Below are 17,145 nucleotides of genomic sequence, written 5' to 3' on the forward strand. Positions count from 1 at the left end.
CAACACATGTCAACCTCCAAATCCCAAAAACTCGAACTCACCTGGATCGGCAAAGGCGATGAACCTAAGCTCGAACCACGCATCTTGATCGAGAATCCCGAATACAGCTATGGAGATCCCAAGTCGGAGAATATGCTGATCCACGGGGACAACCTCCTTGCCCTAAAAGCCCTGGAGCAGGATTATGCAGGAAAGGTAAAATGCATCTATATCGATCCGCCTTATAATACAGGAAGTGCATTTTCACATTATGATGATGGGGTAGAACATTCTTTATGGTTAAACTTAATTACAGTACGTATTAAAATTTTAAAAAATCTACTATCACAAGATGGATCAATTTGGATAAATATAGACGATAACGAAGGTCATTATTTAAAAGTGGCTTGTGATGAGATTTTTGGGAGATCAAATTTTATTTGTGGTATAGCTTGGGAAAAAAGATATTCTCCTCCACCAGACACTAAAGACTTTGGATACATTCATGATCAAATCCTTGTCTATAAAAAAGCGCAAGAATTTCGTAGAAATTTACTTCCTATGACTGAGGATCAAACAGATAGATATAAAAATCCTGACAACGATTCTAGGGGTCCATGGAAAGCAATGGATTACACTTGTAGGTATAATTTTAGAGAAAGGCCAAATCTCTATTATCCAATAATACACCCTTATTCCAATGAAGAAATTTGGCCAAAAAAAACAAGGGTATGGGCAATGTCAAAAGAGGTAACACAGAAAAATTTGAATGAGAAGAGAATATGGTGGGGTAAGAGTGGATTGAATAAAGTGCCTGCTCTTAAAAATTTTTTTTCTGAAATCAATCAGGGAATGATGCCAATGTCTTTGTGGAAACATACATTGGCAGGACACAATCAAGAAGCAAAAAAAGAAATCAAAATACTTTTTGGAAATGACATTTTTGATACTCCTAAACCTGAAAGATTAATCCAAACAATTTTAACTATTGCAACTAATCCAGGCGACCTAGTCCTCGACTCCTTCCTCGGCTCCGGCACCACGGCAGCCGTAGCCCACAAAATGAGTCGCCACTATATCGGCATTGAGTTGGGCGAGCATGCCATTACTCACTGCTATCCCCGATTGAAGCAAGTGGTGGATGGAGAGCAAGGAGGAATCTCCAAGTCCGTGGACTGGAAAGGTGGTGGAGGATTTAAGTTCTATACCCTAGCTCCTAGCTTGCTGAATCTGGACAAGTTTGGAAACTGGGTCATCAATAAAGAATACAATCCCGATATGCTGGCAGCCGCCATGGCGAAGCAAGAAGGTTTCAAATATGCCCCAGACGAAGCCATCTTCTGGAAGCAGGGTAGAAGTATGGAGCGCGACTTTTTGTTTACTACCACTCAGTTTCTCACGGTTGAAGCAATAGATCGGATTCAGGAAGAGATGAAGCCAGAAGAAACGCTTCTAATCTGTTGCAAAGCTTATCAGCCAGAATGTGAAAACCGGTATAATTCTATCACCATCAAGAAAATCCCAAGTCTATTGCTCGACAAGTGTGAGTTTGGACGGGATGACTACAGTCTGAAGATCGTGCAGGTGCCTACTGAAGATCAGGAAGGGGAAGGAGATTCGGAGGAAGTCGGTTCTGATTTCGATTCAGAATTTCCCCCGAAATCCAAAAGCTCTAAACCAACCCAACCCGGTCTTTTTGACTGATTTTTTAACCCAAAACCATGAACAAACAAGCCAATCAGATCAAGCAGCGACTTTCACTTCGCCAGCCACTTCAAGAGTCACTGGATATTGTAGCGCAGCTAGCAGATGCACTTTCCTTGGATAAGCATGCGGATTTGGAAGAATCTCTTGCCATTGTGCAAAAACACTTTCCGAAAGTAGCGGACTTTGAGCGGGATTTTCCATCCATCTGTTTTTCCATCGCCACTGGCGTAGGCAAGACACGCTTGATGGGCGCCTGCATCACCTATTTGTATCTGGAGAAAGGAATCCGCAATTTCTTCATCCTCGCTCCCAACCTCACCATCTATGAGAAACTGATGGAAGACTTTGGCAATCCAGCATACTCAAAATACGTGTTTAGCGGGATCGGGGAATTTGTCCATAATAAACCTGTAATCATCACGGGAGAAAACTATGCGCAGATGGGTGGACTTTTCCGCGACTCAGAAGTGCGGATCAATATCTTCAATGTCGCCAAGTTCAACTCTGACAATAAAGGAACAAAGAAGGATGGCGTGTCGCTGGCGCCACGAATCAAGCGACTGTCAGAATATCTGGGCCAGTCCTATTGGCAGTATTTGACTGAGTTGAAGGACTTGGTGATCTTAATGGACGAAGCGCATCGCTACCATGCTGATCAGAGCAAAAAAGCCATCAATGAATTGAAGCCTGTTTTGGGAATTGAGTTGACGGCTACACCGGTAGATGAAAAGGGAAAAGTCTTTAAAAATATCGTGTATGAATATTCCTTGGCAAAAGCTTTGGAAGATGGGAAATATGTGAAAAACCCCGCAATCGCGACTCGCAAGAACTTTCGTGCCCAAGGATTGAGCGCAGATGAAATCGAGAAAATCAAGTTGGAAGATGCCATCTCCATTCATCAAGACACCAAAGCTGAATTAGTCTTGTATGCCCGAAACACCGGAGCGAAGTTGGTCAAGCCTTTTGTCTTAGTCGTTTGCAAGGATATTACTCATGCTTCGGAGGTCTTTGCTTATATGAGTTCACGCGACTTCTATGGTGGGCAATACCAAGGAAAAGTATTGCAAATCGATAGCAGTACGAAGAAAGACGAAGAGATTGACCGGCAGTTTGTGGCGTTGGAAAAATACGAGAACGAAATCGAGATCGTCATCCACGTGAATATGCTGAAAGAAGGCTGGGATGTTTCGAATCTTTATACGATAGTTCCGCTACGCGCTGCAAATGCCAGTATCCTGATTGAGCAGACCATAGGCCGTGGACTTCGCTTACCTTTCAATGGCGAGCGAACCGGCGTAGATAAGATCGATAAGCTGACGGTGATTGCCCATGATAATTTTGAATCAGTTATTGCCGAAGCACAGAACCCAGAGTCGGTGTTGAATAAGATGACTTTCATCGAGCTAGATGAAGCTGAGTTGCAGCCCAAAACCGAACTGGTTTACAGTCCTTCCCTTACCGAAGTTGGGTTTACCCGAGAGGAAAAAATCATTGCCAAGATCGAAGATCAGGCGAAGCGCCGAACAGCCCAAGTGGGTCTGGATAGCAAGCGGGCGATTATCAATGCGATTCCGATTGTAGGCAAAATAGAAGGCGTTCGAAGTTTGGCTGATTTGTCAAAGCCCGAAGTGAAGCAAATGGTTATGTACAAAGTTCGGGAAGAACTATTTTCAGGTCAGACAGATATTTTTGCGGAGGAAGACTACAAAGCGGCTTATGCCGCTTATGATGAATTGGTGACCAATTACACGTTAAATGTAATTGAGATTCCACGGATTGACTTGGTCTTAGATGAAGCAAGAGCTTGGTTTGAAGACTTCGATCTATTCACCGAATTGGGCTTTAATTTCAAGCCACTTTCGGAGGAGATCATGATCGTGGAGCTGACCGGAGAGCGGCGGACCGATTCGATCGGGGTGATTCATGGGGCATTTCGAAAAGATTCTCCTGCCAATCAAGTAGTCGCCGAATTAATAAATTATCCAGAGATCGACTACGATGAATACAGCGAATTACTTTTCAAGCTTACGCATCAGGCTTTAGCTTTTATTCAAGGCAACTATCCTGACACGGAGCAATTCAGATTGGTGATCAAGCAGTACCGCAAGCACATTGCATCGGAGATTTACAAGCAGATGCGAACCCACTTTCGGATCAGTACTCGAGACTATGGGAAGCCGAAAGTGTTGGCATTTGTGAAGATTGAGGATTGGAATTTCACGGTTTTACCAAATGGACGCAGACATTACAAAGATGTGATCAAGCCGACGAGTTTGATTCCGAAATTGGTATTTACCGGTTTTGAGAAAGCAGGACATTTGGAGTACAAATTTGACTCCGGTACCGAGAAAGACTTTGCTTACATTCTGGAAAATGACAAAGATGTATTGAAATGGCTTCGTCCAGCTCAGAATCAGTTCCGCATTTATTGGGCGAATAATTCAAAGCAATACTATCCTGATTTTGTAGTAGAAACAGGCGATACAATCTACATGATAGAAACCAAAGCAGCCGATCAGATGAAAAGCGCGGAAGTATTGGACAAGAAAAAAGCAGCGGAAACTTATTGCAAATATGCTTCAGAATTCACGGAAGGGCATGGCGGAAAGGCTTGGAGGTATGTATTGATCGCCCACGATGAAGTGAATGTGACTAGGAGTTTTGGGTATTTTGTTTAAATAAATCTTTTGTGTATGAGCAAGGAGCTAGCACTATCACTTTTACGAAAAGCACTGAATAATCCTAGCGCTGAATTCAGAGATGGACAATGGGAAGCCATAGAAAAACTAACTGTTTATAAACAGAAGTTACTGGTGATCGAGCGAACAGGCTGGGGAAAAAGTTCGGTTTATTTTATCAGTACCAAAATACTTCGAGACCAGGGAAAAGGCATGAGCATCATTATATCTCCACTTTTGGCCTTAATGCGAAACCAAGTCGATGCAGCAGAACGCTTAGGTATTAGAGCTGCTACCATAAATTCTACGAACGTTCAAGAATGGGACTCTGTCAAAACCGCCATTCTCAGGGATGAAGTGGATACCTTATTGATTTCGCCTGAGCGATTGTCCAATGAAAAATTTATTGAACAAGTACTTTATCCAATAGCACAACGCGTTGGACTTTTTGTGGTTGACGAAGCCCATTGCATTTCGGATTGGGGTCATGATTTCCGCCCAGATTATCGCCGTATTGTTGGAATTCTAAAAGTGATGCCTGATGGTATGCCTGTTTTGGGTACCACAGCAACTGCAAATAATCGGGTCGTTGCTGATATTCAAGACCAATTAGGCGGAATTTCGATTATCCGAGGAACACTGACAAGAGAAAGCCTTAAACTTCAGAATATCACCTTACCAGATCAAGCATCCCGATTAGCTTGGCTCAAGGAGAATATTCCGCATATGGAAGGAAGCGGAATCGTATATGTACTTACGAAACGTGATGCGAGGATAGTCACAAATTGGCTAAATGATTGTGGAATCGATGCAGCTGCTTACTATTCAGGAGTAGAAGATGAAAACTTCGATGATTCTAATTCCTATCGCCAATTTTTGGAAGACTCTCTTTATAACAATGAGCTAAAAGTATTGGTCGCTTCTACTGCTTTAGGAATGGGATATGATAAGCCAGATTTAAGTTTTGTTGTCCACTTTCAAGCCCCTGGATCGATCATTAGCTATTACCAGCAGGTGGGTAGAGCCGGTCGAGCTATCTCGGATGCATATGGGATTTTGCTATTTGGTAAAGAAGATGCCGATGTCCATGAATATTTCAGAGAAGGAGCTTTCCCGCCAGAAGAAATTGTAAATGATATTCTAAAGGCATTGGAAGATTATGATGGCCTATCTGTACCTAAACTTGAAGAAGTCCTAAATTTAAAAAGAGGACTTATAGATAAAACCCTCAAATATTTAAGCGTAGAGGAACCTTCTCCAATTGCTAAAGTTGATTCACAATGGAAAAGAACAGCAATCACCTATGCCATGGATACTGACAAAATTCTACGCCTTACATTCCAAAGGCAGGAAGAATGGGAAAGTGTCAAAGAGTATATAGAAACAAAAGACTGTCTGATGAACTTCTTACAAGAAGAATTGGACGATGAAATCACCGGTCCTTGTGGTAGATGTGCCAACTGTTTGAAGACGGAAATTTTATCGAGCCAAGTACAACATAGGAATATTCTGGAAGCATCTATTTATCTCAAGCATTCAGAATTTGATATCGAGCCAAGAAAACAGATTCCTAGCGGGACATTACCAAATTATGGCTGGAGAACCGGAAATTTACCTCCTGATCTTCAGGCAGAAATTGGGAAGGTTTTATCTAGGTGGGGAGATGCAGGCTGGGGAAAAATTGTGGCCGATGACAAACATGCAGGTTATTTTAGAGATGAGTTAGTGGACGCTATGGCTGAAATGATTATTCAAAGATGGAAACCACTTCCCTTTCCAGAATGTATTACTTGTATCCCTTCGCTAAGGCATCCTGATTTGGTCCCTGACTTTGCCAAAAGACTAGCAAAAAAATTAGAAATTCCTTTCTACCCGATAATTGTAAAGGTTGTAAATACACAAGCACAAAAAGAACAAGAAAATAGCTTTCATCAATGCCACAATTTGGATGGAGCATTTGAGATTAATGGGACGGTTGAAAATAAACCCCTATTTTTAATCGATGATGCAGTTGATTCGCGATGGACCTTTACAATTGCATCTGTATTACTCAAAAAAGCAGGTTCTGGTCCTGTTTATCCGGTAGCCCTTACCTCCACCTCAGTTAGCGATTAAAATGATTTCAGAAAGAACCAAAGCTATATTACTTCTTACTTCCTACCTCTCCAAAGAGCTTGATAGAGAAACAAAACCCTTGAATATTCGAGAATGGAATGAGGTAGTAAGATGGATGCAAGCTGAGAAGCTGACTCCAGAAGGCTTACTCACAGGTAATTTAGAAGTTACTCTAAGCACTTGGCAAGAGACTAAATTCTCCAAACAACGAATTATTGATTTGCTAGATCGTAAAATGGCACTAGCTCTCAAGTTGGAAAAATGGATAAAGGCAGGAGTTTGGGTTATTAATCGAAGCGATCCAGAATACCCGGAATCAATAAAAAATGCATTGAGCAGCAAAGTGCCTCCGATCCTTTTTGGAATAGGAGATATAAATCTATTATCAAAGGATTACATTGGAATAGTCGGATCAAGAAATATCGATGAAGAGGATGTCTTAGCGACGGGAGGAATTGTAAATCAGATTTACTCGCAAGAATTTGGTGTCGTGTCAGGAGGAGCTAAAGGGGTAGATGAACACTCGATGTCTGGAATCTTGGATCGGGGAGGATTTGCATTGGGAGTATTAGCTGATAGTCTTATCAAAAAGTCAACTGATGGGATATATAGGAAATCAATCCAAGACAATAAGCTTGTTCTTATTTCTCCATTTAACCCAGAGGCAGGCTTCAATGTGGGAAATGCTATGGGTAGAAATAAGCTGATCTACATTCTTTCCAAAGCGACGATAGTAGTCAGATCTGAAACAAAAGGGGGGACATGGTCAGGAGCTGAGGAGAATCTAAAGGAAAAATATGTTCCACTTTGGGTAAATGAACCTAAAGACTTGAAATCAGCAAAAGGCAATGTCGAAATTGTTAAAAAGGGAGGTAAGTGGCTTCCATCAACTTTTGAAATCTCTGACCTTATAAAAGTTATTCCAAAAGATAAGGAACATCAAGTCTCACTTTTCGATGGTTTTTCCGAACCCAATAGAGCCACATTTAATCAAGTTAGTGAGCCGAAAGTAGCTTATGAGCCTTTAAAAAAGTCAATGAATTCCCCGTCAAACTCTGATATAATTGATTTTAAGAATGCGAGTTTCTATGATTTTTTTATCTACAAAATTTCTGAAAAAATCGGCAATCAAGCTTTTACAAAAGAGCAGATAATGGCAGACTTTGATCTCTCTTCCAAGCAACTTGACGAGTGGCTTAAAATAGGAGTTGAAACAAAGGTTTTGGTTAAAAATTCAAAACCAGTTTCTTATCAATACAAGCCTTGATATAAACCAAAAAGCCTTCCTGACTACATCAGGAAGGCTTTTTATTATCAATTTCCACCGCCTCTATTTCCTCTTCTAGGATCTGCCTCGATCTGAGCATTTGGTCTGCGACGCCTTGGGTCATCCATTCGCTCTGCTTTGAGTTCAGCCCATTTGGTTCTTTGCTCCTCAGTCAACACCGCCTGAATTTTAGCATCTTGTTCTTTCATTTCTGCTTTCCTAGCATCCATTTCTACTTTGCGAGCTTCCATCTCAGCCTTTCTTTCAACCTCATTCTTTTTAGCAAATTCCAAATTAATAGCTAAGAGTTGCTGCTTTTGAGCTTCTGTGAGAGCGAGTTTTTCTGCCATTTGCTCTGTACTTCGGTTAGCTCTTTCTTCGGGACTTGGTCTTTCTCCACCTTTTCTTTGAGCCATTGTGCTTAAGCTGATCATGACCATCAAGCCTGTCACATAAATCCATCTTTTCATGTTTTCTATTGTTTAGTAGTTACATGAATTAGACCTTACATGACTGCAGGAGTTTAATTTGGGATTAGATAGTTTTTGTTAAGAAATCTAAATAGCTTATCTCTCCTCTATCAATTCCTTCCGTTCGCTTTCTCTCACATATTTAGGCTTGATCAAAAGACGTAAACTTGGATCAAAACTGAGGTAATTCCAAGACCAGTTTAGAAATACGAACAGTCGATTTTTAACTCCAAGGATCGCCATCAGGTGAACAAATAACCAAGTCAGCCAAGCTAGCAATCCCTGAAACTTAAGAAAAGGAAGATCAACTACGGCTCGTCTTTTCCCTACAGTCGCCATTGATCCCAAGTCTTTGTATTGAAAGGGTTTCAACGGTTTTCCATTTTGGAGAGCTTTGAAATTTAGTGCCAGATTTGCTGCTTGCTGCATAGCCACTTGTGCTACCTGAGGGTGGCCTTTTGGATACTTTTCTTCCACGAGAAGGCTCACATCGCCTAACGCATAAACGCCTGAGCAGTTTATTATTTGCGAATGGGAATCAACGTAAATCCTACCATTTGGGGCAAAGTGATCTGGAGAAAGGCCTTCGATTCGATTGGGTTTAATACCCGCTGCCCAGAGTAAGGTCTTTGTTTCCAGAAAAACATCGTCATTAAGTGTCACGATTTGTCCATCATAGTCTTTAACTATGGCATTGAGCATCACTTCCACTCCGAGATCTTGGAGATACTTTAATGCATGACTTTTAGCTTCGGGAGACATCGTGCCGAGCAATTCTGAACCGCCCTCTATCAGTACCACTTTCATATTGGAAAAACTAAGCTCGGGATAGTCTTTTGGCAGCACATTATTGCGCAGCTCAGCCATCGCCCCAGCTAGCTCCACGCCAGTAGGACCACCACCTACTATGATCACATTCATCAGGTATTTCCTATTCTCCACTTTCTCAATATTGATCGCACGTTCATAATTAGAGATCACTTTGTTCCGTATATAAAGCGCCTCAGATATGGTTTTCATGGGAGCGGCATAATACTCGATGGACTTGGAGCCAAAGTAATTCGTATCTCCGCCCATAGCCAATACCAAATAATCATAATCTATATGTCCTATATCTGTAACTAGCCGCTTTTGGTCAGCATCAAAATGCTTCACTTCAGCCATACGGAAAATCACGTTTGTGGAATGGTGAAAAATTTTGCGAAGCGGAAAAGAAATAGCGCTAGGCTCTAGACCTGCAGTAGCTACCTGATAAAAAAGTGGCTGAAACTGATGGTAATTATTCTTGTCTAACAATATTACCTGAAAATCACTCTTTATTAATTTTCGGGCAAGTTTCAAACCTGCAAAACCTGCTCCTACAATGACAACTTTTGGAAAAGTGGTAGCTGGAATATTCGGGATGGGAGAGGTAACGGAATTGGTCATGATACAGGGGTTTTTCAAAAACCGTAACGAAATAACCAGAAGATAAGATGCGAAAAGTAACTATTCTTCCAAATCTGGTCAAAAGACCAATTTATTTCCAAATTTCAAATATATCTGGTTAGTACAATGAGCTGACAAATTCTACCTAAACGAAAAGAATTGCTAATTTTACCACCCTAATAGTTAATAACCATGGGAAGAGCATTTGAATTCCGAAAAGAGAGAAAATTCAAGCGTTGGGACAAAATGTCCAAAGTTTTTACACGTCTGGGAAAAGAAATCGTAATGGCGGTGAAATCTGGAGGCCCTGACCCCGCGTCAAATCCCAGACTTCGTACAATAATCCAAAATGCCAAGGGTGCTCAAATGCCCAAGGACAGAATCGAAGCTGCAATCAAACGTGCATCAAACAAAGACGAGAAAGACTATGAAGAAGTAGTTTATGAAGGCTATGGCCCTTTTGGAATCGCAGTAGTCATAGAAACCTCCACGGATAACATCAATAGGACGGTTGCGAACGTAAGAAGCTACTTCTCCAAAGCTGGTGGCTCCCTAGGCACTTCTGGCTCGGTGGTCTTTATGTTTGATAGAAAAGCTGTTTTCCGCTTCACAAAAGGCGACTTTGACCTAGAAGAACTGGAGTTCGAACTAATTGATTTCGGATTAGTCGATATCGATGAAAATGAAGGTGAAATCTTCGTTTACACCGAATTTGAGGACTTTGGCACCATGCAAAAAGTACTCGAAGAAAAAAATATTGAGGTGATCAGCGCAGACTTTCAGCGCTTTCCGAGTACACTTACCGAGCTTGATGAAGAGCAGGAAGAGATTATCCATAAGATGATTGACAAAATGGAAGAGGATGATGACGTAAACCAAATTTTCACAAACATGGCCTAGGCATCCCCTAGGCTTTTTTATTCTATGAATTTCCCAAAAAGAGAAAATTTTCAGGCTACAGAAAAGCCACTAGTAATAGTAGGAAGTAAAAACCCTGTTAAAATTGCCTGCACAGAGTCGGCTTTTACAGAAGCCTTTTCCAAAGGGTTTGTCGTGAATGGCATCACTGCTGCTTCGCAAGTATCAGATCAGCCAAAGGGCGATGAAGAAACCTACCTTGGAGCTAGAAATAGAGTGATCAATGCCAGAAAAACGTTTCCCGAGGCCGATTATTGGGTAGGTATTGAGGGTGGTATTGGCGAAGATGTGCGAGGTATGTTTGCCTTTGCCTGGATCTATGTCGAAAATAAGTCTGGTCTTCACGGCAAAGCAAAAACTGGGACATTTTACCTTCCTGAAGGAATAGTCAAATTAGTTCACTCAGGATTGGAGCTTGGTGCTGCAGACGATCAATTTTTCAAACAAGAAAATTCTAAGCAAAATGGCGGATCTGTAGGAATTCTTACACATGGGGTAATAACGAGACAAACCTATTATAATCAAGCAATTATCCTCGCACTGATCCCTTTTCTCAATAAAGAGCTATTCTAAAAAAGAATGATTTTTACAATTTTTTTACCTAAGTATCTTTTAATCGAAGAAAATTTGATTAGTATTGAATAATTAAAATTTAAACCTTTGCTTTATTTAAAAAACTCGGAATTTTCCAAACATCCTAGAAATACAGAAGTAAAAGTTGCTTAAATCACCCTTAACATTAAGTAGCTATAGACCTCTCGGATGAGAGGTCTACTTTTTTAAGTTATTCAGAAAATTGTTCAGCGCAACTCTCCAATCTGGGTCAGCATCCCATTCAGGCCCGACATACAATTCTTCTCTCACGAGTAGTTTGATGTTATATTTGACCACAATCCGGGAAGCTGTCGAATCAGACTTTGGCTCAAGACCCATACTTTTCATCAAATCTGCTTCTCTACCCTCCACTTTCACTAATAGAAATTGTACTCCTTCACTAATCAATTCTTGATCAGATTTCGCTTCTGTAAGCCACTCTATCTGATACGGATATTTCTGCTTCAGTACTTGTTCTATTCCAGCTTTCTGAGCCGCCTGTTCCGCTAAAATAGCTTCAGCAGATTTGCCATACATATCGTGCCTAAAATAGCTCAGTAAGCCCGTCTCTGCTGATGACCCTTCTATGGTAATTCCCAATTTGAATACGTCCAGATTTAGTGGGTTTTTCGCCAAAAATTTCTGGCTTGACGTAGTCTCGGAAGTACTGATGCTGAGAAACTCTGGCACATCCAATACTAGAAGATTCTGTGAAGGCTGGTTTTCTCCTATCAATCCAAACTGGCTAGTAGTGGCTCCAATATCACCATCTGTTACGCCAAATAAGGCAGTAGAAGTTATGATTTGCCCATTTTCAGAAAAAGGACCTACATGAATACTCATCTGATTCTTTTGTCGAGTAACCAGAATAATATTTTTGATAAGTCGCTGCTGAAATGTTTTAGCATAATCTGTCTGAACCGCTTCCGAAAGAGCGACTTTTTCCAGTTCAAAATACGCCACTGGATCAGCTCCTGCCTGTACTAGTGAATTATGCACACTATCTGCCACTTCTTTCCACGTCATCATGGGTCTAGCACTCGGATCAGTAGAGACAAAGACCACAGATTTCCCATCAAAAAAGGACTGAGTCAAAGCGCCTTGTGCCAAAACGGCGGAGAGATTTGCTAAAAGAATAAATAGAAGAGAGATATAATATTTCATGAATTCAGAGGTGTGATCCACTAAGCTTATTAATTTTACCAATATACATAACGCAAAATACTTTCCTTGATGCACCTCAAAATCAAAAATACTCTAAGTTGTTTTCTCCTTCTACTAATTTTTCAAGCAAACGGACAAAGTATTGCTAGCAAAAGTCTTCTTGAAAATATCAAGTTTTTATCCGGCGATGAGCTGAAAGGCAGAAAAACAGGAAGTGAAGGAAGTGCCGAGGCTCGCTCATTTATTCTCGATCAGTTCAAAAACATCGGACTAGAAACACACTATACAGATTTTCAGCAGCAATTCCAGTTCGAAAACAGAAGAGAAAATAAAACCTACGAAGATGCTGTAAATATTGTGGGCTTTGTAGCGGGCAGTTCTTCGAAGAAATTGATAGTAATTACAGCTCATTACGATCACGTGGGCATCGGTAGACCAAATTCGGAAGGTGACTCCATCTATAATGGTGCGGATGACAATGCTTCTGGCACGGCAGCATTAATAGAACTAGCGAAGTATTTCAAAGAAAACAGACCTCAGCATTCTATGATTTTCGCAGCTTTGGATGGAGAAGAAATGGGGTTGCAAGGTGCAAAAGCGTTAGTAAAAGACTTCCCATTTCCGATGGAGCAAATCGTCTTGAATATCAATATGGATATGATTTCCAGAAATGAAAAAGGGGAATTATATGCATCAGGCACCTATTACAATCCTATCTTAAAGACAATCCTGGAAAACGCAGCTTCTGGATCCACTCCAAAATTGCTATTCGGCCATGATGAGCCAAACACTGGCCGAGATAACTGGACACAATCTTCAGATCATGGTCCTTTCTTCACTGCAAATGTCCCTCACATCTATTTTGGTGTAGAGGATCATTCAGATTATCATAGACCGAGTGATTCTTTCGAAAATATTGATCAGCAGTTTTATATCAATGCGGTCAATCTTATATTGAAGTGTACCTTAGCTCTGGACGCTGAATTGCCCAAAGAGTAGGTAATACTCTTTTCATTGATTCACTTCTTACTTACATTAGACTTTAACGCACACTTCTAGCGAAATTTTGGCTAAAACAGACTTTATCACCAGGCTCTTGATATGGAGGCTCAGGCACATGAGCAACCAAACCTTTATCCTAATTCTCAGCGGGATAATTGGAATACTCTCTGGCCTGGCGGCAGTGATACTAAAGCAAGGGGTACATGCCATCCAGCATTTTCTCACCGAGGGATTTTATAAAGAGTACGCTAATTTTCTTTACATTATATATCCGCTCATTGGTATTTCGGCAGCATATCTAATAGGCAAATTCATTTTTAAAGATGTTGGTGGACATGGAGTACCGGATATCTTATTTACGATTTCCAAAAAACAAAGCATCATTGCAAGAGTAAAGACCTACAGTCGTGTTTTTACTTCAGCAATTACCGTAGGGTTTGGCGGATCAGTAGGCCTAGAAGCTCCCATGCTGGTAACAGGCTCTGCCATAGGTTCCAATGTAGGCTCACTAGTGCATCTGAATGCAAAAAAGCGCACACTGTTATTAGGATGTGGAGCAGGAGCAGCTATTTCAGCCATATTCGGCGCTCCGATTGGAGGAGTGATTTTCGCCATTGAAGTCATTCTGATGGAAATCAGCACTGCAAGTTTTATCCCACTGCTGATTGCATCTGTTACTGGCTCACTGACATCCATGGTTCTTATTGGGAAAGACTCCGTATTCAATTTCAAATTGACTGACAATTTTGAGGCTTCACACATGCCGTATTACCTGCTTTTGGGAATAGTCTGTGGTCTGGTTTCCTTGTATTTCAGTCAAGCTGTGAGAAAGACAGAATCTCTTATGGAGGGACTAGATAGCCAAGCATTACGAATCTTATATGGTGGAGCCATACTGGGAATCATGGTATTCTTCCTGCCACCCATCTATGGTGAAGGATATGATACGCTGAATACACTTATAGACGGGAATTCTAATCAATTACTTGAAAAAAGTCCTTTCTTCTCGATCATTGAGAATCCTTATTTGATTATCATTTTCCTCGCATTTATTATCATAGTAAAGCCTATCGCCGCAGCGGTCACGCTTAGCGCTGGCGGTAGCGGAGGTATATTTGCACCTTCACTGTATGTAGGTGGAATTTTAGGTTTTCTCTTCGCTTATTCTAGCAATCTTTTTGATTTCACTATCCCGCTACCACTGGCGCATTTCACTTTAGTGGCCATGTGCGGTGTAATGGCTGGCGCTCAGCACGCCCCACTTTCCGCCATATTCTTAATTGCAGAAATCACAGGAGGGTATGAACTTTTCGTTCCCTTAATGTTCGTATCTGCTATTTCCTATGTGACTAAGACGGCTTACCAAAAAGATAGCATCTACACGATACAGCTGAAGGAAAAAGGGAGGCATCTACCCGAGTCAAAGGATCAGGAATTACTGGAACTCATTACTATTACCCATGTGATCGAACGAGACTTACTTCCAATCCATCCAGATGCAAAATTGAAGGATTTGATCAGCCTGGTAAAGATCTCAAAGCGGAATATATTCCCTGTAGTAGATGAGCATAAAGCTCTGCGAGGGATAATAACGCTGGATGACATTCGTGATATTATGTTTGATCGAGAAAGACAGGACACCGTCCTAATAAAAGAATTGATGCACAGTCCTCCAGAAATCCTATTGGCTACTGAGAATATGCAAAAAGCTATGGAAAAATTTGAGCTTTCCGGAGCTTGGAATCTACCTGTAATCGAAGAGGGCAAATATTTGGGCTTTGTTTCTAAATCCAGAATCTTCAATGCCTACAGAAAACGCTTGATCAGGCAAAAGCAAGATTAATCGATTTAAGAATAATATTTGGAAGAGTGATTTATCCACTTTTCTGCATAGCCACTTTTACTTTATTTTTTAAGTTAGCCTTTTTTATCCACAAATTTGCCTTTAAAAATCACCCTATAAATCATTGATATACTGACTATTAGAGGATTAATATTTACAAGTGTGGATAAATTATCGAAAATGTGGATAAAAAATACTTGCATTTTTTAAACCTCAAATGGAGGCTCTAGGCTAAGCTTTTGCAGTTTTACCTTTACTCCAAAAAAATGATCTATATGCTATTTTAAAATTGCCAATTCCACCCAATTATAATAGAAAATTCTGTGTCCCTGTGTTATCAGTTCTAAAATGAAAAAGTAAATTCTCCAAAAAATTGGGATTAAAATTTTTCTCTTACTTTACCACGGAATATTTCAATTTTAACAGCGTAAATACAAGCATTAAATACCCATCCCAATTGGCGCCAGATTATTCATCTGTCTGAGAATCCAGCTTTGGCGACCAATGATATAGGAAGTTGGTTTGGCGGGTGACCATCGTCTAGGATTCGGAAGTACAGCTGCAATCATGGCTGCTTGGTTTCGATTGAGTTTGGATGCAGGTTTATTATAATACGTCTGAGATGCTGCTTCAATTCCATAAATGCCGTCTCCCATTTCTATCACATTCAGGTACACTTCCATAATGCGCTCCTTCGACCAGATCAGTTCTACCAATACAGTGAAATAGGCTTCAAGCCCTTTTCGGATGTAACTCCGCGAAGGCCACAAAAAAACATTCTTCACCGTCTGCTGTGTAATGGTACTAGCACCCTTTACCCGCTTCCCTTTTTTGTTATTTTCCCAGGCTTTTTTCATTGCATCGATATCAAATCCATTATGCACCAAAAATTTCTGATCCTCTGATGCATATACAGCCTGTGGGGCATTCTTCGAAATTTCACTGAAAGGCACCCAATCTTTACGAAGTCGAACTTCTTTCTCCGAGTCAAACGCCTGCTCAAAAACTCTAATTACCATCAACGGTGTGATCGGGACTGGTATGAAGCGATAGATCACCGTCAACCCGACGGATATAATCAAAAACCACATGGTAGTTTTCCAGATCAATCGCCAAACCCATTTAAGAACCTTCATAATTGCATTTTAAATTGTAGCACTTATTTGCACAAAATGATAGAAAAAGACTGCATTTTCATCTATAGAAATAGTATCAAGATCCATTTCCATTGCCAAAATATGATCTTCAATGATCAATCCCGCATCGATCATACCAGAACTGGCACTTTTCATCAATCCCTTCCAATATTGGGTGATCCTTCTGAGATCTTCAGGATTTCGCTGGTCCAGATGAAAACCACCGTGAAATAACTTGATTTGCTTATATCCAGCTCGCAAAAGCAGATTACCAAGGTTTGCTCCAATGTCAGGATCACCTCCGAGTGACCTCTGAAACTCATTGTAAGCGTCGTAGTATTTAGATAATCCTGGAAGTGGTGGGTTAAAGTAAAAACTGGAGTTGAACACCTCGGTAAACCAAAGTTTAGAATTTGGCAGCAGGCACGGTTTAATTCCTTCTAAAACTCGGTATGCATCAGGAATATGCTCCAACGCCCAGCAGATAAACACCGAATCAAATTTGTCATCCAATTCAAGCTGTGTCGCATCCTGACAAATAAATCTCACGCGATCGCCAGCAAAAGCCAAGGTTTGCTTTGCCCGGTCAATTTGACTTTGGGAAAAGTCGACGCAAGTAACCTCCAGATCAGGATATAATCTCAGCAAAGTCTCCGTCTGCGCACCGACACCGGACCCGATTTCGAGTAGCTTTTTGCATCCAGCAAAATCAATACGAGGATAAATAAGATAACCCAGCACTCCAGCCTGATCCATCAGTCTTTGTTGCTCCTCGGGGATAAATCCGTGTAAGTATGCTGCCATTAGCCTTAGTATTTGGGGTCGAAATTATCAATAAAAAAAT

The 17,145-nt window shown here is 40.8% G+C and carries 13 protein-coding genes; 8 read left to right on the forward strand and 5 right to left on the reverse strand.

Annotated features, from left to right (window positions below; all coding sequences use genetic code 11):
- Positions 1-6 precede the first annotated feature (6 nt).
- The 4 genes from BVH04_RS04920 to BVH04_RS04935 are packed head-to-tail and all read left to right on the forward strand — an operon-like array spanning position 7 to position 7,746.
- The gene (locus BVH04_RS04920; RefSeq protein ID WP_086540216.1) at positions 7-1,683 is read left to right on the forward strand and encodes a site-specific DNA-methyltransferase; all 1,677 of its coding nucleotides are present in this window, start codon (positions 7-9) and stop codon (positions 1,681-1,683) included.
- A 17-nt stretch (positions 1,684-1,700) separates the two neighbouring features.
- Positions 1,701-4,364 (forward strand): DEAD/DEAH box helicase, encoded by a 2,664-nt coding sequence (locus BVH04_RS04925; protein WP_086540217.1) that lies wholly within the window; start codon positions 1,701-1,703, stop codon positions 4,362-4,364.
- Positions 4,365-4,379: 15 nt separating this feature from the next.
- The gene (locus BVH04_RS04930) at positions 4,380-6,479 is read left to right on the forward strand and encodes a RecQ family ATP-dependent DNA helicase (protein WP_086540218.1); all 2,100 of its coding nucleotides are present in this window, start codon (positions 4,380-4,382) and stop codon (positions 6,477-6,479) included.
- 1 nt (position 6,480) lies between these two features.
- A complete protein-coding gene (locus BVH04_RS04935; RefSeq protein ID WP_086540219.1) occupies positions 6,481-7,746 on the forward strand; it encodes a DNA-processing protein DprA in 1,266 nt (421 codons plus the stop codon).
- Positions 7,747-7,793: 47 nt separating this feature from the next.
- Here BVH04_RS04935 and BVH04_RS04940 read toward each other — a convergent pair whose 3' ends face one another.
- Together BVH04_RS04940 and BVH04_RS04945 are read right to left on the reverse strand one after the other, a co-directional pair.
- Entirely contained in the window at positions 7,794-8,216 is a 423-nt protein-coding gene (locus tag BVH04_RS04940) for a DUF4890 domain-containing protein (protein ID WP_086540220.1), read from the reverse strand.
- 96 nt (positions 8,217-8,312) lie between these two features.
- On the reverse strand, positions 8,313-9,644 hold the full coding sequence (locus tag BVH04_RS04945; protein ID WP_086540221.1) for an NAD(P)/FAD-dependent oxidoreductase: 1,332 nt from the start codon (positions 9,642-9,644) through the stop codon (positions 8,313-8,315).
- Between the two features lie 192 nt (positions 9,645-9,836).
- On the opposite strand from BVH04_RS04945, the gene BVH04_RS04950 reads away from it, so the two are divergent.
- Entirely contained in the window at positions 9,837-10,544 is a 708-nt protein-coding gene (locus tag BVH04_RS04950; protein WP_086540222.1) for a YebC/PmpR family DNA-binding transcriptional regulator, read from the forward strand.
- A gap of 24 nt (positions 10,545-10,568) precedes the next feature.
- A complete protein-coding gene (gene yjjX / locus BVH04_RS04955; protein WP_086540223.1) occupies positions 10,569-11,135 on the forward strand; it encodes an inosine/xanthosine triphosphatase in 567 nt (188 codons plus the stop codon).
- 198 nt (positions 11,136-11,333) lie between these two features.
- On the opposite strand, the gene BVH04_RS04960 is transcribed toward yjjX, so the two are convergent.
- Complete coding sequence (locus tag BVH04_RS04960; protein WP_086540277.1) at positions 11,334-12,320, reverse strand: NTPase; 987 nt, start codon at positions 12,318-12,320, stop codon at positions 11,334-11,336.
- A gap of 69 nt (positions 12,321-12,389) precedes the next feature.
- Between BVH04_RS04960 and BVH04_RS04965 the strand changes: the two genes are divergently transcribed.
- Both BVH04_RS04965 and BVH04_RS04970 read left to right on the forward strand, forming a co-directional pair.
- A complete protein-coding gene (locus tag BVH04_RS04965) occupies positions 12,390-13,319 on the forward strand; it encodes a M28 family peptidase (RefSeq protein ID WP_086540224.1) in 930 nt (309 codons plus the stop codon).
- A gap of 118 nt (positions 13,320-13,437) precedes the next feature.
- On the forward strand, positions 13,438-15,165 hold the full coding sequence (locus tag BVH04_RS04970) for a chloride channel protein (protein WP_205635789.1): 1,728 nt from the start codon (positions 13,438-13,440) through the stop codon (positions 15,163-15,165).
- A gap of 440 nt (positions 15,166-15,605) precedes the next feature.
- Here the strand turns inward: BVH04_RS04970 and mtgA are convergent, their stop codons facing one another.
- Both mtgA and BVH04_RS04980 read right to left on the reverse strand, forming a co-directional pair.
- Positions 15,606-16,301: a monofunctional biosynthetic peptidoglycan transglycosylase gene (gene mtgA / locus BVH04_RS04975; RefSeq protein WP_086540226.1), complete on the reverse strand. Its 696-nt coding sequence runs from the start codon at positions 16,299-16,301 to the stop codon at positions 15,606-15,608.
- 9 nt (positions 16,302-16,310) lie between these two features.
- The gene (locus BVH04_RS04980; protein ID WP_086540227.1) at positions 16,311-17,105 is read right to left on the reverse strand and encodes a class I SAM-dependent methyltransferase; all 795 of its coding nucleotides are present in this window, start codon (positions 17,103-17,105) and stop codon (positions 16,311-16,313) included.
- Positions 17,106-17,145 lie beyond the last annotated feature (40 nt).

The organism is Algoriphagus antarcticus (genome assembly GCF_002150685.1).
Classification (GTDB): Bacteria; Bacteroidota; Bacteroidia; order Cytophagales; family Cyclobacteriaceae; genus Algoriphagus; species Algoriphagus antarcticus.